The 24,921-nt window shown below is 65.3% G+C and carries 30 protein-coding genes and 1 other RNA gene; 17 read left to right on the top strand and 14 right to left on the bottom strand.

The features are described from left to right. Positions 1-5: 5 nt before the first annotated feature. The 3 genes from PRN20_RS15260 to tolQ all read right to left on the bottom strand — a co-directional run bounded on the left by PRN20_RS15260 (position 6) and on the right by tolQ (position 2,270). Positions 6-1,010, bottom strand: coding sequence for a hypothetical protein (locus tag PRN20_RS15260; protein WP_273958395.1), 1,005 nt, complete (start codon positions 1,008-1,010; stop codon positions 6-8). 88 nt (positions 1,011-1,098) lie between these two features. Continuing rightward, the gene (gene tolR / locus PRN20_RS15255; protein ID WP_273958394.1) at positions 1,099-1,566 is read right to left on the bottom strand and encodes a protein TolR; all 468 of its coding nucleotides are present in this window, start codon (positions 1,564-1,566) and stop codon (positions 1,099-1,101) included. After that, positions 1,566-2,270, bottom strand: a complete 705-nt coding sequence (gene tolQ, locus PRN20_RS15250) for a protein TolQ (RefSeq protein ID WP_273959032.1) — start codon at positions 2,268-2,270, stop codon at positions 1,566-1,568. Before tolQ ends, tolR begins: the two co-directional genes overlap by 1 nt. A gap of 298 nt (positions 2,271-2,568) precedes the next feature. On the opposite strand from tolQ, the gene PRN20_RS15245 reads away from it, so the two are divergent. Beyond that, positions 2,569-3,006, top strand: coding sequence for a CHRD domain-containing protein (locus PRN20_RS15245; RefSeq protein WP_273958393.1), 438 nt, complete (start codon positions 2,569-2,571; stop codon positions 3,004-3,006). A gap of 49 nt (positions 3,007-3,055) precedes the next feature. Here PRN20_RS15245 and PRN20_RS15240 read toward each other — a convergent pair whose 3' ends face one another. The 5 genes from PRN20_RS15240 to ruvC are packed head-to-tail and all read right to left on the bottom strand — an operon-like array spanning position 3,056 to position 6,107. Further along, the gene (locus PRN20_RS15240) at positions 3,056-3,448 is read right to left on the bottom strand and encodes a YbgC/FadM family acyl-CoA thioesterase (protein WP_273958392.1); all 393 of its coding nucleotides are present in this window, start codon (positions 3,446-3,448) and stop codon (positions 3,056-3,058) included. Further along, positions 3,445-3,954 carry an NUDIX hydrolase gene (locus PRN20_RS15235; RefSeq protein WP_273958391.1) on the bottom strand — a complete coding sequence of 170 codons (510 nt, stop codon included), beginning with the start codon at positions 3,952-3,954 and terminating at the stop codon, positions 3,445-3,447. The genes PRN20_RS15240 and PRN20_RS15235 overlap by 4 nt, the downstream gene beginning before the upstream one ends. Continuing rightward, entirely contained in the window at positions 3,951-4,994 is a 1,044-nt protein-coding gene (gene ruvB / locus PRN20_RS15230; protein WP_273958390.1) for a Holliday junction branch migration DNA helicase RuvB, read from the bottom strand. The genes PRN20_RS15235 and ruvB overlap by 4 nt, the downstream gene beginning before the upstream one ends. Further along, positions 4,987-5,607, bottom strand: a complete 621-nt coding sequence (gene ruvA, locus PRN20_RS15225; protein WP_273958389.1) for a Holliday junction branch migration protein RuvA — start codon at positions 5,605-5,607, stop codon at positions 4,987-4,989. The genes ruvB and ruvA overlap by 8 nt, the downstream gene beginning before the upstream one ends. Further along, a complete protein-coding gene (gene ruvC / locus PRN20_RS15220) occupies positions 5,604-6,107 on the bottom strand; it encodes a crossover junction endodeoxyribonuclease RuvC (RefSeq protein WP_273958388.1) in 504 nt (167 codons plus the stop codon). Before ruvC ends, ruvA begins: the two co-directional genes overlap by 4 nt. Positions 6,108-6,260: 153 nt before the next feature. Between ruvC and PRN20_RS15215 the strand changes: the two genes are divergently transcribed. Continuing rightward, complete coding sequence (locus tag PRN20_RS15215; protein ID WP_273958387.1) at positions 6,261-7,043, top strand: GGDEF domain-containing protein; 783 nt, start codon at positions 6,261-6,263, stop codon at positions 7,041-7,043. Positions 7,044-7,126: 83 nt separating this feature from the next. Then, on the top strand, positions 7,127-7,900 hold the full coding sequence (locus PRN20_RS15210) for a GGDEF domain-containing protein (protein ID WP_273958386.1): 774 nt from the start codon (positions 7,127-7,129) through the stop codon (positions 7,898-7,900). Here PRN20_RS15210 and PRN20_RS15205 read toward each other — a convergent pair whose 3' ends face one another. The 4 genes from PRN20_RS15205 to ssrS all read right to left on the bottom strand — a co-directional run bounded on the left by PRN20_RS15205 (position 7,901) and on the right by ssrS (position 10,312). Then, a complete protein-coding gene (locus PRN20_RS15205; protein WP_273958385.1) occupies positions 7,901-8,647 on the bottom strand; it encodes a YebC/PmpR family DNA-binding transcriptional regulator in 747 nt (248 codons plus the stop codon). 82 nt (positions 8,648-8,729) lie between these two features. Beyond that, positions 8,730-9,545, bottom strand: a complete 816-nt coding sequence (locus tag PRN20_RS15200) for a TIGR00282 family metallophosphoesterase (RefSeq protein ID WP_273958384.1) — start codon at positions 9,543-9,545, stop codon at positions 8,730-8,732. Then, positions 9,542-10,135 (bottom strand): 5-formyltetrahydrofolate cyclo-ligase, encoded by a 594-nt coding sequence (locus PRN20_RS15195; RefSeq protein WP_273958383.1) that lies wholly within the window; start codon positions 10,133-10,135, stop codon positions 9,542-9,544. Before PRN20_RS15195 ends, PRN20_RS15200 begins: the two co-directional genes overlap by 4 nt. 20 nt (positions 10,136-10,155) lie before the next feature. Next, positions 10,156-10,312, bottom strand: a non-coding RNA gene (gene ssrS / locus PRN20_RS15190) — 6S RNA. Between the two features lie 228 nt (positions 10,313-10,540). Here ssrS and PRN20_RS15185 point away from each other — a divergent pair. Both PRN20_RS15185 and PRN20_RS15180 read left to right on the top strand, forming a co-directional pair. Further along, positions 10,541-10,705 carry a hypothetical protein gene (locus PRN20_RS15185; protein WP_273958382.1) on the top strand — a complete coding sequence of 55 codons (165 nt, stop codon included), beginning with the start codon at positions 10,541-10,543 and terminating at the stop codon, positions 10,703-10,705. Between the two features lie 97 nt (positions 10,706-10,802). After that, positions 10,803-11,726, top strand: coding sequence for a lytic transglycosylase domain-containing protein (locus tag PRN20_RS15180; protein WP_273958381.1), 924 nt, complete (start codon positions 10,803-10,805; stop codon positions 11,724-11,726). Here PRN20_RS15180 and PRN20_RS15175 read toward each other — a convergent pair. Further along, positions 11,723-12,100, bottom strand: a complete 378-nt coding sequence (locus PRN20_RS15175) for a cell division protein ZapA (RefSeq protein WP_273958380.1) — start codon at positions 12,098-12,100, stop codon at positions 11,723-11,725. The genes PRN20_RS15180 and PRN20_RS15175 overlap by 4 nt on opposite strands. Continuing rightward, complete coding sequence (locus PRN20_RS15170; RefSeq protein WP_273958378.1) at positions 12,100-12,390, bottom strand: DUF4164 family protein; 291 nt, start codon at positions 12,388-12,390, stop codon at positions 12,100-12,102. The genes PRN20_RS15175 and PRN20_RS15170 overlap by 1 nt, the downstream gene beginning before the upstream one ends. 197 nt (positions 12,391-12,587) lie before the next feature. Between PRN20_RS15170 and tkt the strand changes: the two genes are divergently transcribed. The 12 genes from tkt (at position 12,588) to PRN20_RS15110 (ending at position 24,832) form a co-directional block, all read left to right on the top strand. Beyond that, positions 12,588-14,567: a transketolase gene (gene tkt / locus PRN20_RS15165; RefSeq protein ID WP_273958377.1), complete on the top strand. Its 1,980-nt coding sequence runs from the start codon at positions 12,588-12,590 to the stop codon at positions 14,565-14,567. 48 nt (positions 14,568-14,615) lie between these two features. Continuing rightward, a complete protein-coding gene (gene gap / locus PRN20_RS15160; protein ID WP_273958376.1) occupies positions 14,616-15,623 on the top strand; it encodes a type I glyceraldehyde-3-phosphate dehydrogenase in 1,008 nt (335 codons plus the stop codon). A gap of 11 nt (positions 15,624-15,634) precedes the next feature. Then, positions 15,635-16,183, top strand: coding sequence for a putative glycolipid-binding domain-containing protein (locus tag PRN20_RS15155; RefSeq protein WP_273958375.1), 549 nt, complete (start codon positions 15,635-15,637; stop codon positions 16,181-16,183). Between the two features lie 99 nt (positions 16,184-16,282). Continuing rightward, the gene (locus tag PRN20_RS15150; protein ID WP_273958374.1) at positions 16,283-16,570 is read left to right on the top strand and encodes a hypothetical protein; all 288 of its coding nucleotides are present in this window, start codon (positions 16,283-16,285) and stop codon (positions 16,568-16,570) included. 124 nt (positions 16,571-16,694) lie between these two features. Next, on the top strand, positions 16,695-17,546 hold the full coding sequence (locus PRN20_RS15145) for a hypothetical protein (RefSeq protein WP_273958373.1): 852 nt from the start codon (positions 16,695-16,697) through the stop codon (positions 17,544-17,546). Between the two features lie 132 nt (positions 17,547-17,678). Then, complete coding sequence (locus PRN20_RS15140) at positions 17,679-18,878, top strand: phosphoglycerate kinase (protein ID WP_273958372.1); 1,200 nt, start codon at positions 17,679-17,681, stop codon at positions 18,876-18,878. Between the two features lie 105 nt (positions 18,879-18,983). Continuing rightward, entirely contained in the window at positions 18,984-20,009 is a 1,026-nt protein-coding gene (locus tag PRN20_RS15135) for a class I fructose-bisphosphate aldolase (protein WP_273958371.1), read from the top strand. A 123-nt stretch (positions 20,010-20,132) separates the two neighbouring features. Continuing rightward, positions 20,133-20,687: a thiamine phosphate synthase gene (locus tag PRN20_RS15130; RefSeq protein WP_273958370.1), complete on the top strand. Its 555-nt coding sequence runs from the start codon at positions 20,133-20,135 to the stop codon at positions 20,685-20,687. Next, positions 20,684-21,778, top strand: a complete 1,095-nt coding sequence (locus PRN20_RS15125) for a tetratricopeptide repeat protein (protein WP_273958369.1) — start codon at positions 20,684-20,686, stop codon at positions 21,776-21,778. The genes PRN20_RS15130 and PRN20_RS15125 overlap by 4 nt, the downstream gene beginning before the upstream one ends. Before the next feature lie 80 nt (positions 21,779-21,858). Beyond that, positions 21,859-22,650: an inositol monophosphatase family protein gene (locus tag PRN20_RS15120; RefSeq protein WP_273958368.1), complete on the top strand. Its 792-nt coding sequence runs from the start codon at positions 21,859-21,861 to the stop codon at positions 22,648-22,650. Positions 22,651-22,795: 145 nt separating this feature from the next. Then, positions 22,796-23,791, top strand: a complete 996-nt coding sequence (locus PRN20_RS15115) for a flagellar motor protein MotA (RefSeq protein ID WP_273958367.1) — start codon at positions 22,796-22,798, stop codon at positions 23,789-23,791. Between the two features lie 15 nt (positions 23,792-23,806). Further along, positions 23,807-24,832, top strand: coding sequence for a peptidoglycan -binding protein (locus PRN20_RS15110; RefSeq protein ID WP_273958366.1), 1,026 nt, complete (start codon positions 23,807-23,809; stop codon positions 24,830-24,832). Positions 24,833-24,921 lie beyond the last annotated feature (89 nt).

Below are 24,921 nucleotides of genomic sequence, written 5' to 3'. Positions count from 1 at the left end.
CTCACTCAGAATTCCCGCGCTAAGAATTGGGCTCGAATGTCCTGGCCCATTGCCATCGTGTATGGGCCGCAGCGCTGCAGGGCGCGCGACACCGCACGGGCATAGGCGTCTTCAATCTGACTGGCCGGCGAACTGGTCATCTGCGGCCTGCCGACCACCATACCGTCGTTGCCAATCGTGAACGTGAACTCCGCCCGTGCATCGGCGTCCTCGGCGCCGGCCGGCATCGTAATGCAGGAACGGATCTGCGCAACCAGGGCACCGATCTCGGACTGGCTGAGCGTCGCGGAGCGGCCGGTTTCCTTGCCGAGGGTGGCCTGGCCACCCTGCCCCGTCGTCGCGCCGCGCGAGTCCTCGTTGTTGATGATGTTGGCGACCTCGTCGGCGAGCCTCTTGGCTTCGTCGGCCTTGGCCTGCTCGATGCGCTTCTGCTCTTCGGCGGCCTTGCGCTTCTTTTCTTCCTCGGCCTGCTTCTTCGCGGCCTCTGCCGCCTTCTCCTCGGCCTGCTTCTGTTTCTGCGCTTCCTGCTGCTTCTTGAACTCGGCGCGCTTCTGCTCGAGCGATGCAGTATGCGTGCGTGGCTTGGGCGCGGCTTCGGCCGGATCAGGGGTCTCGGTCGGTGTTGCGACGGGGGCCGGTTCCGGCTCGGGCGCCGGTTCCGGCTCTGGAGCGGGCTCCGGTTCGGGCTGCGGCGCAGGCTCGGGACGTGCTGCCGGCTCCGGCGGCGTTTCAACCGGCTCCGGCTCGGGAGTTGGTTCCGGAGCTGCCTCGGGCGCGGGCGCCGCATTTTCTGTCGGCGCAGGGGTGACCTTCTCGTTGTCGGCCGGCGTCGGCTGGTCTTCCTGCGTATTGCCCGTGGGCTGCGCCAGTTCGGGTGGCACCTCCGACTGCGTGATCGAGGGCGCCTCGGTCTCGACGATCTCGCTATCGAGCACGCCCCTTCGGATGTTGTCGAACTCCGTAATCGGCACCAGATCGACCGCGATCGACTCCACCGGCGATACGTCCATCGGCCGCCCCATGCCGATGCCGACGACCGCGAGAACGATCAGTCCGACATGCCCGATGGTGGAAACCGTGAACCCGGTGCGCATCAGCTCACTGGCCCTGCTGCTGCGCGGCCTGTTCCGTGATGAGGCCGATCTTGGCATAGCCAGCGCCTGACAGCGCGCCCATCACCTGCATCACCGAGCCATAGTTGGCTGCGAGATCGCCACGCACGTATATGCGGTCCTCTGTACCGTTGACGGCAACCGCCGCGACCTGGTTCGTCAGGTCCTCGAGCGTCACCGGATTGTCATCGAGGAAGATTGCGCCCTCGTTGGTGACCGAGATTGTGATCGGCTTCTGCTCGGTGTCGAGCTGCTTGGCCTGCGTCTGCGGCAGCTCGATCGGCACGCCCACCGTCATCAGCGGCGCCGCCACCATGAAGATGATCAGCAGCACCAGCATCACGTCGACCATCGGGGTGATGTTGATCTCGCTCATGGGCTTGGCACCGCCGCCACGACGGCGCCCACGACGGCGACCGCCCCCATTGCCCCCACTCGATACGGCCATTGCCATTAGCGGGCGCCCCGCGCTTCGAGCTGCCGGCTGAGGATAGTGGAGAACTCGTCGGCGAAGCCTTCGAGCCGGCCGATCAGCTTGTTCGCATCACCCGAGAGCTTGTTGTAGGCGATAACCGCCGGAATAGCGGCGAGCAGTCCGAGCGCGGTCGCGAACAGCGCCTCGGCGATCGGCCCTGCGACTACGCTGAGGTTGGTGCTCGAAGCGGCCGAGATGGCCGTGAATGCGTTCATGATGCCCCATACCGTACCAAAGAGGCCAATGAAGGGCGAAGCCGAGCCCACAGTAGCAAGGAATCCGAGTCGCTTCTCCAGCGCTTCGCTTTCCCGTGCGATGGCCACGTCGAGCACCTTGTCGAGACGACCCTGCACGCCGATGAACGAGGACGCGTTCTGCTCGTGGCTGCGCTTCCACTCCTTCATCGCCGCGACGAACACCGCGCCCAACCCGATGGAGGGACGCTCGCTCATCTGCTGATAGAGCTCTTCCAGCGACTGGCCGGACCAGAAGACGCGCTCGAACTGGTTCATCTCGCGCTGCACGCGGCCGAACAGCATCGACTTGTCGACGATGATGGCCCAGCACCATACGGAGGCTGCGACTAGCCCGATCATCACTGATTTTACGACGAGGTCGGCCTGCCAGAACAGCGCCCAGATCGAAAGGTCGGCATGCGGAGCGACCGTGCCAACGGCATCCATGGCTTCCATGTAAGGGTCCTTCTCAGTCCGGCCACTACGACCGAATCCTGATCGTCGGGTCGATGCGGTCCAAATTTGTCAAATTTAAGAGAAAAGCCCGGATTTCCGGACCTTTGGCAGCGCTCGGGATGCACTGCCTTAGTTATGGTCAAGCAAGTGTTAAGAAAGGGATTCATCGCGTTCCTGTGATCGCGACAGATCGGCGCGGCGCAACTGGCCGACGCGAGCTGGCGTTGTGGGGGCAGCCCGCAGAGAGGGGGATCGCTGCCGGCACCAACAAGATGTGGAGGAAGGTACTATGCGTTATCTGCCCCCTGCCCTGCTCGGTGCGACCGCCCTTCTCGCACTGTCGTGCCTGCCCGCCTGGGCCGCGATGGAGAACTTCACCGCAGACCTGACCGGCGCCGCCGAAGTCCCGCCCGTGGAAACGACCGCAACCGGCAAGGTTGAGGCCTCGCTCGACACCGACTCGAAGGTCTTCACCTGGACCATCAATTACGAAGGCCTGAGTGGCGAGGCGACCGCCGCCCACTTCCACGGCCCGGCAGCTGAAGGGGCCAATGCCGCCCCGGTCGTGCCCATCGAGGGCGCCCTCGCCAGCCCGATCAGCGGCAACGCGACGCTGACCGACGAGCAGATCAGCCAGCTGCAAAATGGCCAGTGGTACTTCAACATCCACACTGCCGCGCATCCTGACGGCGAGATCCGCGGTCAGGTGAAACCTGCCGCCATGTAGGGCAAGCATCTGCCACGATTGACCAGAGGCCGCCCCTGGGCGGCCTCTGCTATGCCTTGAGCAGCGCGGCGAGCTCGCGCGGCATGCGCACCGCACCGCCGCTGGTCTTGATCGCCACCACCTGCACCTCGGCGCGCGTGATTTCCACCCCGTCGCGATGGATCGACTGAACGAGATTCAGCCGGGCCGGCGTCATCGAGGCAACTTCGGTCGTCACCTCGAGCAGGTCGTCGATATGCGCGGCGGCCTTGAAGTCGATGCTCATCGAGCGCACCGCAAAGGCGATCCCGTCTTTCACCAGCTCGGAATGATGGATGCCACGCTCGCGCAGGAACTCGGTCCGAGCCCGCTCGAAGAAATGGAGGTACGCCGCGTGGTACACGTTTCCCGAGAAATCCGTGTCCTCGTAGTAAACCCGCGCGGTGAAATGGCTGATGCTCATAGCTCGCTGACGATCAGGTGGGTGGTCGTCGCCGGCGGCTCTGCCAGCCGGTCGCGCAGGATGCCGGGATAGAGGTTCGCCTCGTTCAGGCCCGCCTCGTCCGACGGCACCCAAAGAAACTCGAGCATCACTCCGCCATCCTCGATACGGTGGCACACCTCGCCAACCCTGAACGGAAAGGCATCCGGCAGCGAGACCTCGTAGTAGAAGCCGAGTTCGTGCACGGTACGGCCGCGGTCGCGATAGAAGCCCTCCAACAGGAAGTGAAGCGGACCGACCTCGGCGGCGACGCCCAGTTCCTCCCCGATCTCGCGCACGACGGCGACATCGCTTGCCTCGCCCAGCTCGAGTCGCCCCCCCGGCAGCACCACCCAGTCATCGCCCACCACGCGATGAACGAGGACGTGACCGTTGCGCCGGACGATCGCCCCGACCCGGCAGGTGAACAACCGATCACCGTCGGGAAAGGAGATCATCCTGCGATCGATGGTAGGGGGCGTCGTCATGTATCGTCGCCCGGCTCCTCGAACAGGCTCCCCTGCATGCCGACGAAGCCTTGCGGGACACTGACACCCATGTGCTGGAAGGCCAGCGCCGTCAGCATGCGGCCACGCGGGGTGCGCTGAATGAAACCCTGCTGGATCAGGTAGGGCTCGACGATTTCCTCGAGCGCATCGCGCGGCTCGCTTAGCGCGGCGGCGATGGTCTCGATGCCGACGGGGCCGCCGCCGTAGAAGTCGGCGATCACCTTGAGGTAGCGACGATCGAGCTGGTCGAGCCCGCGCGCGTCGACATCGAGCCGCAGCAGCGCCTTGTCGGCGACCGAGCGGGTGATTTCCTTCGCACCGTCGACCAGCGCGAAATCGGTGACCCGGCGCAACAGCCGGCCTGCGATACGGGGCGTGCCTCTTGACCGGCGCGCCACTTCCATCGCCCCATCTGGCGCCATGGGTGTGCCGAGCAGGCGGGCACCGCGCTCGACGATCTTCACCAGTTCCTCCGGCGTGTAGAAGTTCAGACGGATCGGGATGCCGAAGCGATCGCGCAGCGGCGTGGTGAGCAGCCCCGCGCGGGTAGTGGCGCCGACCAGTGTGAACTTCGCAAGATCGATGCGCACCGAGCGGGCCGCAGGACCCTCGCCTATGATCAGGTCGAGCTGATAGTCCTCCATCGCCGGATAGAGCACTTCTTCGATCGCCGGGTTGAGCCGGTGGATCTCGTCGATGAACAGCACGTCGCGTTCTTCGAGATTGGTCAGCAGGGCCGCGAGGTCCCCCGCCTTGGCGATCACTGGACCCGAGGTTGCGCGGAAGCCGACGCCAAGTTCGCGCGCCACGATCTGGGCCAGGGTCGTCTTGCCCAGGCCGGGCGGTCCCACGAACAGCACATGGTCGAGCGCCGCACCGCGATGCTTCGCCGCCTGGATGAACACCTCGAGATTGGCCCGCGCTTCGGCCTGTCCGATGAACTCGGAGAAACCGGACGGGCGGAGCGAGACGTCCAGCGGATCGTCGCGCCCGGCGGTGGCGGAGGTCAGGTCAGCCACTGCTCAGCTCCCGCAATCCCAGCCGGATCAGCTTGTCCGTCGCGAGGCTCTCGCCTTCCTTGCCCACGACGCGTGCCACCGCTGCCGAGGCCTGGGCGCTCGAGTAGCCGAGGTTGGTCAGCGCCGAGACAGCGTCGGCGACATTGCCCGAGGCGACACCTTCGCCGAGTGCTGCCTGCAGCCCGAGTACGCCGGCATCTATGGCGCCCGGCGCTGGGGCCTTGCCCTTCAGCTCGGTGATGATGCGGACGGCGAGCTTGGGGCCGACGCCGTTGGCGCGACCGACCATGGCCTTGTCCTGCAGAGCGATGGCGCTGGCGAGCTCGGATGGGGTTAGCACGGACAGGATGGCGAGGGCGACACGGCTGCCCACCCCCTGCACCGTCATGAGCGTGGTGAACCACGCCTTCTCGGCCTCGGTGAAAAAGCCGTAGAGCCGGATCATATCCTCGCGCACGATGGTCTCGATATGGACGACCGAGGCGTGCCCGACCTGGGGCATCGAGGCCATCGTCTTGGCCGAGCAGAAAACTTCGTAGACCACTCCGTTCACATCGACATGCACGAAGTCGTCGCCGAACCCGTCGACGAGACCCTTGAGCTTGCCGATCATGCCGGGATGCTCAGCTTGCGGATGGCGCGGTGGTGCGCATGGCAGATGGCGATGGCGAGCGCATCCGCTGCGTCGGCTCCCTTGAAGCTGGCGGTCGGCAGCAGGATCTTGATCATCATCTGGATTTGGCCCTTTTCGGCGTGTCCGGTGCCGACTACCGACTTCTTGATGAGGTTTGCCGCGTACTCGCCCACTGGCAAGCCGCGCAGCGCCGGCGTCATCAGCACGACCCCGCGCGCCTGGCCCAGTTGCAGGGCCGAACGCGCCCCGGCCGAAACGAACGTCTCCTCGACCGCGGCCTCGTCCGGTGCGAACTCGTCGAGCACTGTGGTGATGCCGCGATGCAGCTCGACCAGCCGATCGGCGAGCGCAGCGTCGGTCGGCGGCGTTATTGTGCCGCAGGCGACATAGGCCAGCCGGTTGCCCACACTTTCGATGATCCCCCAGCCGCAGCGCCTGAGTCCGGGGTCGATGCCGATGATTCGCACGGTTTCCGTCATTCCCGAGCATTAGGCCAGGTCGCGGACCCTACCAAGGCCTTTGTGAACGAAACGGAAACAAAGCAGAGGGATTAGGCGCGATGTGAGCGACCGAGTTAATTCGCACTCAAGCATTGCCCCCTATCGGTCTGCCCGAACTATCTGGGGCGCGCGATGAATACGATCAGGTTGCCGGCTTCGGCCTGGGCGCAAGTCTGGCGAAGGACGCTGGTGGTCGCGATCCTCAGTGCCTTGGCGTCCGTCGCCCTCTCCGAAATCGTCATGCAGATTCTCTCGCAGGGCATGAACCTAGCTGGGGCGATTGCCGCCGCCATCCTTCCGATCCTGCTCGGCGGCCCTATGCTGCTGTACTTCCAGATTCAGTCGGCCAAGCTGCGCGACGCCAATCGCCGCCTCGAAACCCTCGCATCGACGGACTCGCTGACCAACTGCCTGAACCGTCGCGCCTTCACCGGGCGGGTCGGCAAGTGCCTTAGCCAGGCGAGCGGGTCCGGCGCCCTGCTCGTCATCGACGCGGACAACTTCAAGAGCGTGAATGACCGCTTCGGCCACGATCGTGGCGACGAGGTGCTGCAGATGGTCGCGGAAGCGATCCGGCAGTCCGTCCGGGATACCGACCTGGTCGGACGCATCGGCGGCGAGGAGTTTGGCGTCTACCTGCCCGGCGCCGGCTTCGAGAGTGCCCACCACGCGGCCGAGCGGATACGCGCTGCGGTCAACGCCCTGTTCGTCACCTCCGACGGCCTCGTGCAACGGCTGTCGGTGAGCATCGGCGGCGCCGTCTGTGCCGGGGAAGTCAGCTTCGCCGAACTGTTCCGCGTGGCTGATCGCCGTCTCTACAGCGCCAAGAACGGTGGCAGGAACCGGGTCAAGCTGGGCGGCAGCATCGACGACGCCGCGGTTGCCCGGCTGGCCTCAGGGCTGGCCGAAAGATAAAATCGCACCGCGGCGCTTCAGGCCTTCGCAACCCCCCGCGGCTACCGTCCCCCGGTTTTCCGTGGTCTGCCGAGGACGGTGCATTGGATTTTTCGCCCACCGGCTGGGGTCGCGTTATTCTTTGGACAGTGCTGGGAACGCTCGGCTGCATTGCCGTCGCTGTCTTCGTCGACTCCTTCAATTTCGCCAACCTGAACCCCGACGAGTTGCGGCGTGCCATCGCCGTGGATGTACTCGTGCCGATGGGGCTTGCGTTCCCGCTGCTGTTCTTCCTCCTCAGCAAGCTGCGGGAGCTGGCGATAGCCCATGAGCTATTGCGCCAGCACGCCGCCAGCGACAGCCTGACCAAGCTGCTCAACCGTGCTGCCTTTACGGACGAGGTCGAGGAAACCCTCGCCGATGCGCGCTTTGCGCCCGATGGCGCCCGTGGTTCGCTGCTCGTCATCGATGCCGACAACTTCAAGGACATCAACGACACCTACGGCCATGAGCACGGCGACGCCGCGTTGCGGCTGATCGCCAAGTCCATCCGTGGCGTCCTGCGCACCGCCGACAAGGTGGGCCGCATCGGCGGTGAGGAGTTCGCAGTATTCCTGCCCGGCACCAGCGAACTCGTCGCCGAGGCAGTCGCCGAGCGCCTGCGGATCGCGGTGACCGCCATCGAGTTCGTTCCCGAAGGCAAGCGGCACCCGCTGACCGTGAGCGTGGGCGGCGCTGTCTACGACCGCTACCTGCCCTTTACCGAGCTTTTCCGCATCGCCGACCAGCAGCTCTATGCCGCAAAACAGAATGGACGCAACCAGGTCGCGGTCGCGTCCATCTCGCACTATGAAACGCTGCCGGCGGCAGCGGCCTGATCAGGCTTCGATCTTGGCCATATCTTCATCGGAAATGTCGAAGTTTGCGTAGACGTTCTGCACGTCGTCGTCCTCTTCGAGGATGCTGATCAGCTTGAGCAGGGTCGCGCCCTTCTCGGCATCCACCGGCACTTCGTTCTGTGGCTTGAAGATGAACTTCGCCGATTCCGCCTCGCCCAGCACCTTCTCCAGCGCGGCAGCTACCTCGTTGAGGGACTCGAACGCGGTGTAGATCCAGTGGCCGTCGTCGTCGCTCTCGACGTCGTCGGCGCCGGCCTCGATGGCGGCTTCCATCACTTTGTCTTCCGAGCCGACCGATGCCGGGTAGAAGATTTCGCCAACGCGATCGAACATGAAGCCGACCGAGTTGGTTTCACCCAGCGCGCCGCCATTCTTGGAGAAGGTGGAGCGCACGTTCGACGCAGTGCGGTTGCGGTTGTCGGTCAGTGCCTCGACGATCACGGCAACGCCACCCGGACCGTAGCCCTCGTAGCGGATCTCATCGTAGTTCTCGCCGTCATTGCCCGACGCCTTCTTGATGGCGCGCTCGATATTGTCGCGCGGCATCGACTGTGCGCGAGCGTTCTGCACCGCGAGGCGTAGGCGGGCATTGAAGGCAGGATCGGGCATGCCGAGCTTGGCGGCGACGGTGATTTCGCGCGCGAGCTTGGAGAAGACCTTCGAGCGCGCCGCATCGGACTTGCCTTTGCGGTGCATGATGTTTTTGGCGTGTGAATGGCCGGCCATGCGGTCACTCCTCGTGTTGTCAGAGCCAGAAATTGATGGCCGGGCTTATATTGAAACCGCCCGGTGATGTGAAGACGGTCCGTCAGAACGCGGGTTCGGCCTGCGCGAGCGTACCCCCCACCCGGACAGGGAACAGCCTGGTGACAAGGCCCGTCCCCGGATCGGTCTCGATTGCGACGCCCGAGAGCGTCGCCTCCCCCTCGGCCGGCGTGAAGCGCGCATTGGCGATGCCGGTGAGGAAGCGGTTGAGCGGCTCATCCACCTCGACCCCGATCACGGAGTCGTAGTCGCCGCACATGCCGGCATCGGCCATCAGCGCCGTCCCACCCCTGAGGATGCGATGATCGGCAGTGGGGATGTGCGTGTGGGTTCCGACCACGAGGCTGACCTTGCCGTCGAGGAAATGCCCCATGGCCTGGATCTCCGAGGTTGCCTCGGTGTGGAAGTCGAGGACGATCGCATCGGCCTGCTCGCCCAGCGGACAGGCGGCGACGGCCGATTCCACGGCGCGGAACGGATCGTCGACCGGGTCCATGAACACCCGGCCCTGCGCATTGATAACCAGCACGCGGTAGCCGTTCCGGCTCTCGTAGAGATTGGCGCCCCGACCGGGCGTGCCGGGCGCCAGGTTGATCGGCCGCAGCAGTGTCGGCTCGCGCGTGATGTAGCTCAGCGTGTCGCGCTGGTCGAAGGCATGGTCCCCCAGCGTCACGACGTCGGCGCCCGCCGCCCTGATCTCGCTGAAATGCCCCTCGGTCAGCCCGCGGCCATGGCTCGCGTTCTCGCCGTTGACGACGACGAAGTCGAACTTGTGCTTTTCGATGAGACCCGCGAGCCGGTCGGCTACCGCGTCGCGGCCGGCGCGACCGACGACGTCACCAAGAAACAGCAATCTCACGTAACGGGGGCCTTTTCGAAATGGCGGACGCCTTGCTCGGTGACGATCGCGTCGAGCGGTACATCGTGCGCGTCGCGCGGGATCTGGTCAATTTCCTGCAAGGCGAAGGCAAAGCCGATGAGGCGCGGGCGCTTGTGCAGGCTGGCAAGGGTGCGATCGTAATAGCCGCCACCATAGCCCAGCCGGGTGCCGTGGCGATCGAAGCCAAGGAGCGGCATGAGGATCACGTCGGGCTCGGCGCGCGGCGCCTCCTCGGCCGGAGCCAGCGTGCCGAAGCCGGCCTCGTAGAGCGGAGCACCCTCCTCCCAGAGCCTCAACTCGAGCGGCTGCTCGTCGCCGAGGACGACGGGAAGGCAGACCGGCTGGCCGGTGTCCATGAGCCGTCCCAGGAGGCTCTTCACGTCCATCTCGTCGCGGATTGGCCAGTAGCCTGCGATGACTTCGTCGCGCCGCAACGGGATCGTATCGAGGAAGTGCGCCGCCGCGGCCTTGGCGGCTTCATCGCGCAGCGAGGGGTGGAAGGCCGCCCGCTTCTTGTGCGCCGCCGCCCTGAGCGCCGCTTTCGCTTCTTCGATCGTTGCGTCGCTCATCGAGGCTTTCTGGCGAGAATTCAGGTGCCGCCCTGGCCGTGGGATACAGATCCCGGGAACCTACTTACGTAGGTGGGCGCCGTGTGCCCGAACCCACGGGTCCGGGCGGGGACAGCTCCCATAAGGATCAGTACGGCCCCGGGGAAAAATGATCCAACACGCGCCGGGCAGCTATCACAATATAGGAGGGCAATGGCGCCGACGCCAAGTCGGTTTCTTTCTGTTTCATGCCTGAGACCCACATAAGCACGCAGCAAGGCCCGGTTCGCCAGTGGTTTCACAGATCCTGATCGTCATGGTCGCGGCACTCGCGGTGACCATCTGGGCCGAGGGCCGGAACATCCAGGCCGCACCGAAGTCCGCAACGAAGCCGAGCGGCAGTCGCACAGCGACCACGACCAACTCGTGCTCGATCTCGGACGCACCGTGCTCGAAGCCCGCCGCGCCGCGCTCGTTGCTGCCCGCGACGAACGCAAGCTCGACGACGAGGTACTGCGTGAGATCATGGAGGAGATCGACCTGCAACAGGCCGTGCTGGCGAACTGGGAGCCGGGCCGCTTCAACAGCTGACCTAAGTACAACCCCGAGAATGCCGCGAAAACTTTGGCAAACTTTCCCAGGGCGTTGCGCTTGAATGCGCCGGGAGGCGTGGCTAGCCTCCCCCATCATGCGTGCCGGACCCCTGATCGGCCTAGGATTTGCGCTTCTGAGCCTGCTGTTCTCCTCCGCCGTCCCGGCGGTGGAGGCCGAGAAGACCGATGCGCCCCGCTCATGCTTCCTCGCCGATCCTGCGGCTCCGCCCTGGACGGCGGTCTGCATCCGCCAGGAGCACTTCTTCCGCGACACCTGCAGCGCCATCAACATCTTCGCCTGGCGTGAGCGCCTGCCCGAAGGCTACTTCGCCCGCCTGATCTGGCAGGAGAGCCGCTTCGACCCTGCGGCGCTGAGCACCGCCGGAGCCCAGGGCATCGCCCAGTTCATCCCCTCGACGGCCCGGCTGCGCGGCCTCGCCGACCCCTTCGATCCGAGCGAGGCGCTGGCGAAATCGGCACGCTACCTGCGCTTCCTCGCCAACAAGTACGGCAACCTCGGCCTCGCCGCGGTCGCCTACAATAGTGGTGAGGCGCGCGCCTCGAGCTATGTGAACGCGGGCGGCTATCTGCCGGGCGAGACCCGTAAGTATGTCCAGATCATCACTGGCCTGGCGGCCGAAGCCTGGCTCACCGATGTCGACAACGTCGACTACGCGCTAAACAAGTCTGGCGGCTTCCTCGAATCCTGCGTGAAGATGGCCGAGGCCGAGGAAGTGCCGCGCATGGACCGGCCGCCCAGCGAGTGGAAGCCCTGGGGCGTGATGCTGGCCCAGAACTTCTCGCAAGGTGTCGTCGTCCGCCGCTTCGAGCGCGTCCAGGCCGCCTATTCCAAGGTCATCGGCGACGAAAAGATGATGCTGCTGATGGCCCGCAACCCCAGCTTCGGCCCGCGGCTTCGACACATTGCGATGATCGGTCGAGAGAAGCGCGAAGACGCAGAAGCACTCTGCGCCCAGCTGCAGGACGCCGGCGGCGCCTGCATTGTGCGGAAGAACTAGCCGCCCGGCCCGGCGCCGGTCTCGTCGATGGCCTGGGAGATTGCCTCGATCTTGCGGGCGGCGTCGTTGAGGCGCTTGGCGAACTTCTGCTCGAGCGCCTCGGCTTCGTGCGAAATGGCCTCGCCGGCGCGGCTGAGGCTCGCAACGTCCTGCTGCAGTTCACCGATCTTGCGGTTCGCCTCGGCCAGTTCGTCGAGAATGGCGATGCTCGCCATCACCGTGAGCCGGTTGTCGCCGATCTCGCCGAACTCGCCCTTGAAGCCGTCGATATAGCGGTTGAACTGCTGGGCCAGGTTGAGCAGGTGCTCCTCCTGCCCCTCCTCGCAGGCCATCCGGTACTTGCGGCCGTTGATGTCGACATTGACCTCGGGCATCAGGTTTCTCCCTTGGCGAGAACCTCGCGCACCGACTCCATGGCGACGACCAGCCGGCGCGCCACCTCAGCCGAACTGTCGTCGAGACGCTTCGCCTTGGCTGACACCTTGTCGAGCTCGGAGGCGAGCCGCTGGCGCTCGCCCATCAGCTTCTGCGTGTCCGCTTCGATCCGGCTATGCGCCCTGATCCGGCCGTTCAGGCTGCGCACGCTGGCTTCGAGGCGCGCAAACGCCTTGTCCAGCCGGCTGGCGGCTGCCTCATATCCATCCTCGGAGCCTGGCTCGGCCACGGTGCCCCCCGTCGCGGAAAAATAGCGATTCCACCTACGACTATAGCGCAAAGCTGGAGCGCCGTGGCAACTGCACCCCCTCCGGGAGGCGACATTGACAGGTCAAGGGAACCTGCTAAGCCTCAACGCCGCCTTGCTAGGAGGGTGCGGGGCGCCCGGTTTCCGGGCTTTTTCACCGCCAGCCGAAAGCAGGTCCCATGCCCAACTCCGCCCAAGCCAATGAAATGGCCAATGCCATCCGCTCGCTCTCAATGGACGCGGTGGAGAAAGCCAACTCGGGGCACCCCGGCTTGCCGATGGGCGTTGCGGACATTGCGACGGTGCTTTTCACCAAGGTCATGAAGTTCGATCCCCAGGATCCCTGGTGGTTCGACCGCGACCGCTTCATCCTCTCGGCCGGCCACGGCTCGATGCTGCTCTACTCCTCGCTCTACCTCCTCGGTTACGAGGACATGACGATCGAGGAGATCAAGAACTTCCGCCAACTCGGCTCCAAGACCGCCGGTCACCCGGAATACCACTTCGCCGCCGGTATCGAGACCACCACCGGCCCGCTCGGCCAGGGCATCGCCAACTCGGTCGGCTTCGCCGTCGCCGAAGCCAAGCTCGCCGCCGAATTCGGCTCCGATATCGTCGATCACTACACCTGGGTGATCGCCGGTGACGGCTGCCTGATGGAAGGCGTGAGCCAGGAGGCCATCTCGCTGGCCGGCCACCTCAAGCTCAACAAGCTAGTCGTCATCTGGGACAACAACAACATCACGATCGACGGTCGCGTCTCGAACGCCGACTCGACCGACCAGATCGCCCGCTTCAAGGCCAGTGGCTGGAACACCATCGAGATCGACGGCCTCGACCAGGATCAGGTGGAGAGGGCTCTGCTCGACGCCAAGAAGTCGACCGACAAGCCGACGCTGATTGCCGCCAAGACCATCATCGGCTTTGGCGCGCCCACCAAGGCCGACTCGCATGGCGTCCATGGCTCGCCGCTCGGCGCGGCCGAACTGGCCGGCGCCAAGCAGAAGCTCGGCATCGACTACCCGGCCTTCGAGATTCCGAGCCATACGCTCAACGCCTGGCGCGCCGCTGGCCGTCGTTCCGCCAACGAGCGCGGCGCCTGGGAAGGCCGCCTCGCCGCCGCACCAGCCGACAAGCGCGCCGAGTTCGAGCGCCGCGTCCGGGGCGAACTGCCCAAGGGCTGGAACGAGGCCATCGAGACCTTCAAGGCCAAGCTCGTCGCCGACAAGCCCAAGGTCGCGACCCGCAAGTCGAGCCAGATGGCGCTCGAGGTGATCAACAAGATACTGCCCGAAACCATCGGCGGCTCCGCCGACCTCACCGGCTCGAACCTTACCAATACGCCCGAGACCCTGCCCTTCACCGCCACGGACCGTACCGGCCGCTACATGCGCTACGGTATCCGCGAGCACGAGATGGCGGCGGCGATGAATGGCATTGCGCTGCACCGGGGCCTGATCCCCTATGGCGGCACGTTCCTCGTCTTCACCGACTACGCGCGCCCGGCCATCCGCCTTTCGGCCATCATGGAGCAGAAGGTCATCTACGTGATGACCCACGACTCGATCGGCCTCGGCGAGGACGGTCCGACCCACCAGCCGGTCGAGCACCTGTCGACTCTGCGCGCCATCCCGGGCCTGCTCGTCTTCCGTCCGGCCGACGCGGTCGAGACGCTGGAGTGCTGGCAGCTCGCCATCGAGGCCGAGAAGCCGTCGATCCTCGCGCTTTCGCGCCAGAACCTGCCGGCACTGCGCACGGAAACCGTCGCAGGCAACCTGTCCGCCAAGGGCGCCTATGTCATCGCCGGCGACAAGAATGCCGACGTGGTCATCTTCGCCACCGGCTCCGAGGTCGCCATCGCCGTTTCGGCACTGGAGCTGCTGAAGGCCGAAGGCATCAACGCCAAGGTCGTCTCGGTCCCGTCCATGGAGCTGTTCTTCGACCAGCCGCAGTCCTACCGCGACGAGGTGATCGGCAAGCCGCGCGCCAAGGTGGCGATCGAGGCCGGCATCGAGATGAGCTGGCTGAAGCTGCTCGGCGACAAGGGCCGCTTCGTCGGCATGCACTCCTTCGGCGCCAGTGCCCCGGCCGAAAAACTCTACGAGCACTTCCACATCACCGCGCAGGCGGCAGTTGAAGCCGTCAAGGCGCAGTTGTAAGAGACCGCGCCTCTCCTCTCTACTTCCAGAATTGCTCAAGGAGCCATCATGGCTGTACGCGTCGCAATCAATGGCTTCGGCCGCATCGGCCGCAACATCCTGCGCGCCATCGTCGAAAGCGGTCGTAACGATATCGAGGTCGTTGCCGTCAACGACCTCGGCCCGGTCGAGACCAACGCCCATCTGCTGCGCTACGACAGCGTGCATGGCCGTTTCCCGTATGAAGTGAAGGTCGAAGGCGACGTCATCACCGCCGGCAACCAGAAGTTCAAGGTCACCGCGGTCAAGGATCCGGCCCAGCTGCCGCACAAGGAGCTCGGTGTCGAGATCGTGCTCGAGTGCACCGGTATCTTCACCACCCGTGACAAGGCCGCCGCGCACCTCGCCGCCGGCGCCAAGAAGGTGATCGTCTCGGCCCCGGCCGAGAATGCCGACCTCACCGTCGTCTACGGCATCAACCACGACAAACTCGGCAAGGAGCACGTCGTCATCTCCAACGGTTCGTGCACCACGAACTGCCTCGCGCCGATGGCCAAGGTCATGAACGACCTCGTCGGCATCGAGAAGGGCATGATGACCACGGTGCACAGCTACACCGGCGACCAGCCGACGCTCGACACCATGCACAAGGACCTCTACCGCGGCCGCGCCGCCGCGCTGAGCCAGATCCCGACCTCGACCGGCGCCGCCAAGGCCATCGGCCTCGTGCTCCCCGAGCTCAAGGGCAAGCTCGACGGTATCTCGGTGCGCGTGCCGACCCCGAACGTATCGCTCGTCGACCTCAAGTTCGTGTCCAAGCGCAACACCACGCCGCAGGAAGTCAACGATGCGCTGATCGCGGCCGCCAACGGCCCGCTCAAGGGCGTGATGACCTTCACCACGCACCCGCTGGTGTCGAGCGACCTCAACCACGACCCGCATTCCTGCACGATCCTGCTCGACCAGACCAAGGTGATGGACGGCAACTTCGTCAACATCCTCGGCTGGTACGACAACGAGTGGGGCTTCTCGAACCGCATGGCCGACATGACGGCTGCGTTCGCCAAGACCCTCTGACGACGACGACGATGATGCCTTTCGAGCTCGACCTCCGCTGGAAGCCAGTCGGTGAGGTCGGGCTTGAACATTGCCGTGTCTGGGAAAGCCCTGACGGCATCAATGTCCGCAGCGTACTGATCGGCGAGTTCGAAGGTTTCGCCTACGGCGCCCAGTATGACATCCAGCTCGAACCCGATTGGACCTTCCGCTCCCTCACTCTCCGCCTGCACGATGGCCGCGTGCTCCGGTTGCTGTCGAACGGGCTGGGCGACTGGAAGGTGAACGGCCAGCGCGCGCCCGGGCTCGAGGGTTGCGTCGATATCGACATCTCCGGCACGCCCTTCACCAACACCCTGCCAATCCGCCGAACCAGCTTCGCCGACGGCGTGCCGCAACAGTTCGATATGGCCTGGGTGCCGCTCGACAGCCTCGAGCCGTTCCGCGACAGCCAGATCTACACCCGGCTCGACACCACCCACTACCGCTACCAGTCCGGCGATGGCAGCTTCGAGCAGGTGCTCACGGTGGACGGGGGCGGGTTCGTGGTGGACTACCCAACCCTCTTCAGCCGGACCTAGCTGCCGGGCTCCGTCACCTCAGGTTTGCGCATCAGTCGGCAAACCGTTACGTGGCGCCCCTATCATTCAGCCATTCGAACCTGCTTCGGGGCAGTTCCCGTGCGCGATATCGAGCGGCTCCTCGTCGCCGCCAACCTGTCCGGCCGCCTGCTGATGGGCGTCAGGCACGATCCTGCCTGGTTTCCCATCCAGCTCGCCGCCTTCGCCCTCTACGTGGTTCTCGCCGACCGCGCCCTGCGCCGCCGCATCGGCCCGCGGCACTGGCCGAGCGAAGGCTTCGCCCGCTTCACCTTCAACACCAACCTCTACTTCGCCGCCTGCCATATCGCCCTCGGCGCGCTGCTGTTCGCAGTCGCCGGGACGGCTGTAGGCATCGTGGGATTCTAGCCACTACCGTGGAAGACGACCGTTCACCGGGTTGATCGCATGAGCCTGGCAGCCTATTGAAACACATATTGAATCGCTCCGTTGATTTGACGATCCTAGAGGACTCCCAATGACAAGATTTGGAATGCTGGGCGCCACTGCGTCCCTCGCAACGCTTTGCCTTGCCACACCTGCACTGGCCGATCCAACGGGCTTCGTCTCGCTCGGCGTCGGCCCGACTTCGCTCGAATTCGATGGCGGCAGCCCCGATGTGGTTGACGGATGGGCGATCGAAGCCCTCGCGAGCGGCGCCTACATGTTCACGTCCGTTCTGGGCGCACAGGGCGATGTCCGTTTCATGCAGCGTACACTTTCTGAGTCGTCGGACGATCTCACCCTATCGAATTTCGACGGCGCCCTGCACGGCTTCTACCGCGAGGAAGGCTTCCTCGTCGGTGGCTTTGTGCAGATCGGACGCGACAACGCCGACTACAACGGCTTCAGCGACGGCGAAACCAACCGGAGCTATCTCGGCGGTGAGGCTCAGGTATTTGTCGACAACCTGACCCTCTATGGTCAGGGCGGCATGCAGAAGTACGACTTTGGATCTGGCGGCCCTTCCCTCGGCTTGTCGGGCTGGTTCGGCAATCTCGAGGCCCGCTATTTCCTGACGCCGAATTTCAGCATCGAGGGACGGGTCGGGATAAACACGCTTGAGTTCGAGATCTTCGATGCAACCCTCACGACGGTGAGCGCGGGTATCGGAGCGGAGTACAAGTTCGACGACCTGCCGCTGTCGCTGTTCGCCAGCTACGATTACGCGTCGACCTCATTTGATCAGGGCCCAAGTAACGAGGTTCGTGACCACCGTTTCCTGGTCGGCGCGCGTTTCGCCCTTGGCGAGGACACTCTGCTCGATCGCGACCGGAACGGCGCATCGCTCGAGGCCGTCAAGCCGCTGGGCGCGCCCTTGGTCGGGTTTATGCTTGTGCCGTGATCGGCCCTGAAGCATCTGACAAACCTGCAGGGCGCCCATCGTGGCGCCCTTCGCTTTTGCTGGTACCGCTGTTGCCACTGCCACAATCCTTGCTATAGCAGCGGCACCTAACTTCATCAGCAGGTGCATCAGATGCCGGCCTTCAAGACCCTCGATGACTTCGATCTCTCGGGCAAGCGGGTGCTGGTGCGCGCCGATCTCAACGTGCCGGTCGCCGACGGCAAGGTGACCGACGCCACCCGTATCGAGCGGCTGGTGCCCACGATCCGCGAGATCATCAAGGTCGATGGCAAGGCCATCATCCTCAGCCATTTCGGCCGGCCCAAGGGCAAGGTCGATCCCGAGTTCTCGCTCGAGCAGGTCGTGCAATCCGTCGCCGAGGAAACCGGCCATCCCGTTGGTTTCGTCGAGACCGACTGGGTCGATGTGAGCAAGGCCAAGCAGGCGATCGACGAGGCCCCGGCCGGTTCGATCCTCGTGCTCGAAAACACCCGATTCCATCCGGGCGAGGAGGCGAACGACCTCGAACTCGCCAAGCGCATGGCCGAGCTCGGCGACATCTACGTCAACGACGCCTTCTCTGCAGCCCATCGCGCCCACGCCTCGACCGAGGCCATCGCCCGGCTGCTCCCCTCGGCTGCCGGCCGATCGATGGAGCAGGAGCTGCGGGCCCTCGAGCAGGGCCTCGGCGCTCCCGAACGTCCGGTGATCGCCATCGTCGGCGGCGCCAAGGTATCGACCAAGCTCGATCTGCTCGAAAACCTCATCTCCAAGGTCGATGCCCTGGTGATCGGCGGCGCGATGGCCAACACCTTCCTCCACGCCGGCGGGCTCGGCGTCGGCAAGTCGCTGGCCGAGAAGGACCTGGCCGACACCGCCAACCGCATCCGCGAGAAAGCCGATCAGGCCCACTGCGCCATCATCCTGCCCATCGACGCGACCGTCGCCTGGCACTTCGAGGCCAATGCCCCGCATCGCTTCTACGGCGTCGACGCCATGGATCCCGAGGGCATGATTCTCGACGTCGGTCCCGGTTCGATCGAGCGCATCAAGGCCGCCATCGACGAGGCGAGGACCGTGGTCTGGAACGGCCCGCTCGGCGCCTTCGAGATGCAGCCCTTCGACCACGGCACGGTCGAAATCGCCCGGTATGTCGCCCAGCGCACCAAGGCCGGCAAGGTCGTCTCGGTCGCAGGTGGCGGCGATACGGTCGCCGCGCTCGCGCATGCCGGCGTCAAGGACCAGTTCAGCTACGTCTCGACGGCCGGCGGCGCTTTCCTTGAGTGGATGGAAGGCAAGGCCTTGCCCGGCGTCGAGGCGCTGAAAGGGTAATCCCCTCTTTCGTCTGAAAACGAACGTCTAATAACTGAACGTCTAATCGAACCGGCGGGGGCGGCAGGGCATTATTCGGCCATGCAAACGGAGACCCTCCCTCCCATGGCCTCGCTCAATGCAATCGCCAAGAAACTGGTCACCCGCGGCAAGGGCATCCTTGCCGCCGACGAGTCCGAAGGCACCATCGCCAAGCGCTTCGCGCTGATCGGGCTGCCCGTCACGCTGGAATCGCGCCGCGACTATCGCGAGATGCTGTTCCGTTCGACCGACGCGATGCGTGACTACATCTCGGGCGTCATCCTCACCGAGGAGACGCTGGAGCAGAAGGCCAAGGACGGCACGCCGTTTCGGCAGCTGTTCGAGGAAACCGACGTTATCCCCGGCATCAAGGTCGATCGCGGTGCCCTGCCCCTGCCGGGGACCAGGGACGAGAAGATCACCGAGGGCCTCGATGGCCTGCGCCAGCGTCTGGCGCACTACGCCAAGCTCGGCGCCGGCTTCGCCAAGTGGCGCGGCGTCATCGCAATCACCTCCTATGCCCCCTCCCGCAACGGCATTCGCGCCAACGCCCACGCGTTGGCTCGCTACGCCATGTACTGCCAGGAAGCCGGCATCGTGCCGGTAGTCGAGCCCGAGGTTCTTGCCGACGGCGAGCCGGGTGATCACTCCATCCAGCGCTGCGAGGATGTGACGGGCGAGACGCTCGAAGCCGTGTTCCGTGAGCTTCGCCTTGCGGGCGTTGACCTGAGCGGCATGCTGCTGAAGCCCAACATGGTGACTTCGGGCGTGCGTTCGAAGGATCGTGCAGGCGTCGACGAAGTGGCCCGCCGCACCGTCGAGACGCTGCGCCGCTATGTCCCCGCCGCGGTTCCGGGCATCGCCTTCCTGTCGGGCGGCCAGTCCGACGAGGAGGCCACCGCCCACCTCTCGGCCATGAACCAGTTCGACAACCTTCCCTGGGCCCTGACTTTCTCCTATGGCCGCGCGCTCCAGACCTCGGCGCTCGTCACCTGGAACGGCGAGGCGAAGAACGTGCCGGCGGCCCAGCAGGCCTTCGCGCACCGCGCCCACATGAATGCACTGGCCGCCATCGGCCAGTACAACCCGGGCCTCGACCTCGCGGCCTGACAGACCATTCCTGATCTCCCGACTGGGGCGCTTCGGCGCCCCTTTTTCTTTTCCGCTAACCGACTGCCCGTTTCCTGCCAGAATTCGGCTCCACATCGGCGCTCCCGCCGCTATAACACCGCCATGTCAGCCGAAACCTTCCTCATCGCCCGCACCGACCTTGCCGCCGATCAGCTTGCCGAAGCCCTGAAGGGCGCCTTCGCCCAGGGTGAAGTGGCGGCGCTGCTGCTACCGCGCGGCAGCCTCGGCGAGAACGCCTACAAGGCGCTGGCCAAGACCATCGTGCCGCTGGCCCAGGCTAACGGCACTGCCGTACTGGTCGAGGGCGAACCCGGGCTCGTCCGGCTCCTCGGCGCCGACGGCCTCCATGTGCAGGGCGGGGTCAAGGCAGTGAAGGAAGCCATCGCCGCGCTCAAGCCCGACCTGATCGTGGGGATCGGCGATATCGGCTCGCGCGACGACGCCATGCACAAGGGCGAGCTCGACATCGACTACATCCTATTTGGGCCGCTTTCGGGCTCCATATCTGCCGAGGCGCGCGCCTTGGCGCGTTGGTGGGCGGAGACCATGGAGATTCCAAGCGTGCTGTCGGACCCGCAGGCCGGACCCTCGAGCTACGAATCCGAAGGCTGCGAATTCATCGGTCTGCCCCTGCCGATAGCTGAGGCCGCCCAGTGAAGGCGCGCCTGACACTCACCCTGCTGGCTGCTGCGCTGAGCCTGCCGGCAATGGCGCAGGAAGCGGCGCAGGACTTCATCGACCTGCGCCCCAAGGGCATGCAGCTGGACAACCTCGGAATTCTGGACCTGCCGATCGGGCCCGTGCCCGAGGAGTTCTATTCCGGCACCCCCAGCGACGCGCAAACCATCAGCGGCGCCATCTTCGGCGACAAGGCCGACCCGGCCTTCGGCGCCTTCCAGCGCGGCTACTACCTGACGGCACTCGAACTCGCCCTGCCGCGTGCGCAGAACGGCGATGCCCCCGCACAGACCCTGATCGGCGAGATCTACGCCAAGGGACTGGGCGTCGGCGAGAACCTCAAGGCGGCCGCCGACTGGTACCGGCTGGCGAGCGAGAACGGCGATGCCCTCGGCACATTCGAGCTCGCCCTGCTCTACCAGGAAGGGCGCGGCGTCGAGAAGGACCGCAAGCGCGCCGCCGAGCTGTTCAAGACGTCGGCCGACGCGGGCAACGTGATGGCCAAGTACAATCTCGGCCTGCTCCATGTCGAAGGTGTCTACGTCGAGCCGAGCCTCACCAAGGCCGCGGCCCTCATCGGCGAGGCAGCCAATGCTGGCGTTCCCGAGGCGCGCTACGACTACGGCGGGATGCTGTCCGAAGGCGCTGGCATCGCCCCCAACCCGGCGGCGGCGGCGGAACAGTTCCGCCTTGCCGCCGAAGATGGGCTGACCTCTGCGCAGGTCGAATACGCCACCATGCTCTATCTCGGTCGCGGCGTGACGCAGGATCGTGTTGCGGCGGCGCAATGGTATGACCGCGCCGCCGAAGGCGGCAATCCCGTGGCGCAGAACCGCTACGCCAAGCTTCTTGCAGCGGGCGAAGGCGTTACTGCCGATCTGGAGAAGGCCGCCATGTACCGGTCTCTGGCCCGCCGGCAGGGCATGAAGGATGCCCAACTCGACAAGCTGCTCGCCGGCATGCCAGCCGACCAGTTGGCCCGGGCCGAGGAACGCGCCCGTTTCTGGCCCTCGGAGCCGCCCACCAGGGTGGCCGAAAGCAAGGCGGCAGCCTCGCCCAAGAGCAACTAGCCCGGCTTGCGCTTGCCGCCGTTCTCGGGCACATAGCGGCCTTCCCCTGTTCCCTTGCTTTTCCGCGCGGAGTTCCCCCCATGCGCTCGGCGCTTCTCAACATCATGGTCCAGGCTGCAACCAAGGCAGGCCGCTCCCTCGCCAAGGATTTCGGCGAGGTCGAGAACCTGCAGGTTTCCCTCAAGGGCCCCGCCGATTTCGTCTCGAACGCCGACCGGCGCGCCGAGCAGATCGTGTTCGAGGAACTGCAGAAGGCCCGCCCGACCTACTCCTTCCTCGGCGAGGAAGGCACCGAGGTGAAGGGCTCGGACGGCCAGCACCGCTGGATCGTCGATCCGCTCGATGGCACCACCAACTTCCTCCACGGCATTCCGATGTTCGCCGTCGCCATCGCGCTCGAGCGCAACGACGAGATCGTGGCCTCGGCCATCTTCAACCCGATAATGGACGAGCTCTACACCGCCGAAAAGGGCGGTGGCGCCTGGCTCAATGATCGCAAGCGCCTGCGCGTCGCCAACCGTCGTCACCTTGCTGATGCCGTCGTCGTCACCGGCATCAACTCGCAGGGTCGCGCCCTCGACGTGATGCAGCTGAAACAGCTCGCCCAGGTGACGCCCGCCGTCGCCGGCATCCGCCGCACCGGCTCGGCCTCCACCGACCTTGCCTGGGTCGCAGCCGGCCGCTTCGATGCTTACTGGGAAGCGGGCCTCAAGCCCTGGGACGTCGCGCCCGGCATCCTGCTTGTGCGCGAAGCCGGCGGCACCACCAGCGATTTCGCCGGCACCACCGGTTCGGTCTGGAACGGCCAGGTGATCTCGGGCAACGAGATCATCCAGGGTCAGCTGCTGAAGATCGTGAAGGGCGTGAAGTAGGCTCGCGACTGCGCGAGCCCGCCACCCTCACGTCACACTACCGGCATTTCATGGGGTTAACCGGGTTTGCCGGCCCCCGACCGTTGCGTGGCTTCGCCGAAGCACCGTATTGTCGGGCTGATTGCACTCGACCAAGGGCAGCGAGATGTCGCAGAGCTATGACCCCTACCGCTTAGCGAGCCCGGCGGTCTATCTCGTCAAGATGATCGTGTTCCTGGTGCTGGTGGCGCTGATTGCGGCGATCCTGTTCAACCAGCTGCTGATCTTCTTCTGGGCCAACCCCTTCATCAACAGCCTGATCCTGCTGACGCTCGGCATCGGCATCGTCCTGAGCTTCCGCCAGGTGGTTCGGCTCTTTCCCGAGATCAACTGGGTGAATTCGCTGCAGGAGGGCCGCATGCCCTCGACGCAGCCTCGCCTGCTTGCGCCCGTCGCGAACCTGTTGCGCGACCGGCTGGGCGAGGCGGTGATCACGCCGTCCTCGATGCGCTCGATCCTCGATTCCGTCGGCAACCGCCTCGACGAAGCCAAGGATACCTCGCGCTATCTCACCGGCCTCCTCGTCTTCCTCGGCCTGCTCGGCACCTTCTATGGCCTGCTCGAGACGGTGACCCACGTTGCCACCACCATCCAGGCGCTGGATGCCACGGCCGGCGACACGGCGACGCTCTTTTCCAACCTCAAGGAAGGCCTTGCCGCGCCGCTGGGCGGCATGGGCACCGCCTTCTCGGCCTCGCTGCTCGGCCTTACCGGCTCGCTGATCCTCGGCTTCCTCGACCTCCAGGCGAGCCAGGCGCAGAACGCCTTCTATACGGACCTCGAGGACTGGATGACCTCGATGACTGAGCTCGACCATCCCATCACCCAGATGCAGGCAACCGGCCTCGGCCTCTCGGGCGATGAAATGAGCGCCATGCTCGCCCAGTTCGGCAACAGCCTGCAGAACTCGAATTCCTCGCAGAACGCCATCCGCGCCATGGCCGAACTCGCCCGCGGCATCGACGGCCTCGTCAAGCACATCCGGGCCGAGCAGGAAGACCTGCGCGGCCACATCATCCAGCAGGGCGAAACCAACAAGAAGCTCCAGCAGCTGATGGAAGCCATGATCCGCGAAGGCGAATCCGACCGGCGTCCGAACTAGTCCGGAGCACGCCCCATGGCCCTCGCCCGCTCACGCCGATCGCAGACCACCAACTACTGGCCCGGCTTCGTCGACGCGCTCTCGAGCCTGCTTCTTGTCATCATCTTCCTGCTCTCGCTGTTCATGCTGAGCCAGTTTTTCCTCGGCCAGGAGATCAGCGGCAAGGATACCGCGATGAGCCGGCTGAACGCCCAGATTGCGGAACTCACTGAACTCCTGCAACTGGAGAAGGCCAACTCCAGCGACCTCGAGTCCACGATCGCTACACTTTCCGCGACTCTGACCACGACGTCCAACGAGCGCGACCGGGTCACCGCGCAGCTCGCCGGCATCGGCAGCGGCAGCGATGGCAAGGACGCGCAGATCGCCGCCCTCGAGTCCAATCTCGCGGCGCAAACCGAGCTTTCCGACGAGGCGGCGGCGCAGGTCGCCCTGCTTAACCAGCAGCTCTCCGCCCTCCGCACCCAGATCGGCGCGCTGGAAGAGGCGCTGCAGGCGTCGGAAACCAAGGATACCGAGAGCCGCACCCAGATCGCCGATCTCGGCCGCAGGCTGAACCTCGCCCTCGCCCAGCGCGTGCAGGACCTCAGCCGCTATCGCTCTGATTTCTTTGGTAAACTTCGCGAAGTACTGGAAGGCCGCACCGACGTCAGGGTGGTCGGCGACCGCTTCGTGTTCCAGTCCGAAGTGCTTTTCCCCGCCGGCCAGGCCACCATCTCGGATGCGGGCCGCACGGAAATGGCCAAGCTCGCGACCGCCATCCGCGAACTGCAGTCGCAGATCCCGGACGACGTGAACTGGGTGCTGCGCATCGACGGACACACTGACAAGCGCCCGATCAACACGCCCGAGTTTCCCTCCAACTGGGAGCTCTCGGCCGCCCGCGCCATTGCGGTGACCAAGTACTTCGTCGAGCAGGGGATTCCGGCCCAGCACCTCGTCGCCGCCGGCTTCGGCGATAGCCGCCCGATCGACTCCGGCGAGACCGAAGAAGCCTTCGCCCGCAACCGCCGCATCGAGTTCAAGCTGACCGACGGCTGATCCGGCCTCAGTACCTCTGCTCGCTCGCCGCTCGGGGGCCCCTCCTGTTGCGAGCCAGCCAGTACTGCGACCACGCGATCTGGAGAGCG

The organism is Devosia sp. ZB163, assembly GCF_028613635.1.
Taxonomy (GTDB): Bacteria; Pseudomonadota; Alphaproteobacteria; order Rhizobiales; family Devosiaceae; genus Devosia_A.
The sequence above is the reverse complement of the archived record's forward strand: the minus strand, read 5'-3'. Positions and strand labels throughout refer to the sequence as shown.

Bases quoted from the DNA above. Each gene is read 5' to 3' on its own strand.
- PRN20_RS15260 (WP_273958395.1), bottom strand. From the start codon at position 1,010: ATGGACGTATCGCCGGTGGAGTCGATCGCGGTCGATCTGGTGCCGATT.
- tolR (WP_273958394.1), bottom strand. From the start codon at position 1,566: ATGGCAATGGCCGTATCGAGTGGGGGCAATGGGGGCGGTCGCCGTCGT.
- tolQ (WP_273959032.1), bottom strand. From the start codon at position 2,270: ATGGATGCCGTTGGCACGGTCGCTCCGCATGCCGACCTTTCGATCTGG.
- PRN20_RS15245 (WP_273958393.1), top strand. From the start codon at position 2,569: ATGCGTTATCTGCCCCCTGCCCTGCTCGGTGCGACCGCCCTTCTCGCA.
- PRN20_RS15240 (WP_273958392.1), bottom strand. From the start codon at position 3,448: ATGAGCATCAGCCATTTCACCGCGCGGGTTTACTACGAGGACACGGAT.
- PRN20_RS15235 (WP_273958391.1), bottom strand. From the start codon at position 3,954: ATGACGACGCCCCCTACCATCGATCGCAGGATGATCTCCTTTCCCGAC.
- ruvA (WP_273958389.1), bottom strand. From the start codon at position 5,607: ATGATCGGCAAGCTCAAGGGTCTCGTCGACGGGTTCGGCGACGACTTC.
- ruvC (WP_273958388.1), bottom strand. From the start codon at position 6,107: ATGACGGAAACCGTGCGAATCATCGGCATCGACCCCGGACTCAGGCGC.
- PRN20_RS15215 (WP_273958387.1), top strand. From the start codon at position 6,261: ATGAATACGATCAGGTTGCCGGCTTCGGCCTGGGCGCAAGTCTGGCGA.
- PRN20_RS15205 (WP_273958385.1), bottom strand. From the start codon at position 8,647: ATGGCCGGCCATTCACACGCCAAAAACATCATGCACCGCAAAGGCAAG.
- PRN20_RS15195 (WP_273958383.1), bottom strand. From the start codon at position 10,135: ATGAGCGACGCAACGATCGAAGAAGCGAAAGCGGCGCTCAGGGCGGCG.
- PRN20_RS15180 (WP_273958381.1), top strand. From the start codon at position 10,803: ATGCGTGCCGGACCCCTGATCGGCCTAGGATTTGCGCTTCTGAGCCTG.
- PRN20_RS15175 (WP_273958380.1), bottom strand. From the start codon at position 12,100: ATGCCCGAGGTCAATGTCGACATCAACGGCCGCAAGTACCGGATGGCC.
- tkt (WP_273958377.1), top strand. From the start codon at position 12,588: ATGCCCAACTCCGCCCAAGCCAATGAAATGGCCAATGCCATCCGCTCG.
- gap (WP_273958376.1), top strand. From the start codon at position 14,616: ATGGCTGTACGCGTCGCAATCAATGGCTTCGGCCGCATCGGCCGCAAC.
- PRN20_RS15155 (WP_273958375.1), top strand. From the start codon at position 15,635: ATGATGCCTTTCGAGCTCGACCTCCGCTGGAAGCCAGTCGGTGAGGTC.
- PRN20_RS15145 (WP_273958373.1), top strand. From the start codon at position 16,695: ATGCTGGGCGCCACTGCGTCCCTCGCAACGCTTTGCCTTGCCACACCT.
- PRN20_RS15140 (WP_273958372.1), top strand. From the start codon at position 17,679: ATGCCGGCCTTCAAGACCCTCGATGACTTCGATCTCTCGGGCAAGCGG.
- PRN20_RS15135 (WP_273958371.1), top strand. From the start codon at position 18,984: ATGGCCTCGCTCAATGCAATCGCCAAGAAACTGGTCACCCGCGGCAAG.
- PRN20_RS15130 (WP_273958370.1), top strand. From the start codon at position 20,133: ATGTCAGCCGAAACCTTCCTCATCGCCCGCACCGACCTTGCCGCCGAT.
- PRN20_RS15120 (WP_273958368.1), top strand. From the start codon at position 21,859: ATGCGCTCGGCGCTTCTCAACATCATGGTCCAGGCTGCAACCAAGGCA.
- PRN20_RS15115 (WP_273958367.1), top strand. From the start codon at position 22,796: ATGTCGCAGAGCTATGACCCCTACCGCTTAGCGAGCCCGGCGGTCTAT.
- PRN20_RS15110 (WP_273958366.1), top strand. From the start codon at position 23,807: ATGGCCCTCGCCCGCTCACGCCGATCGCAGACCACCAACTACTGGCCC.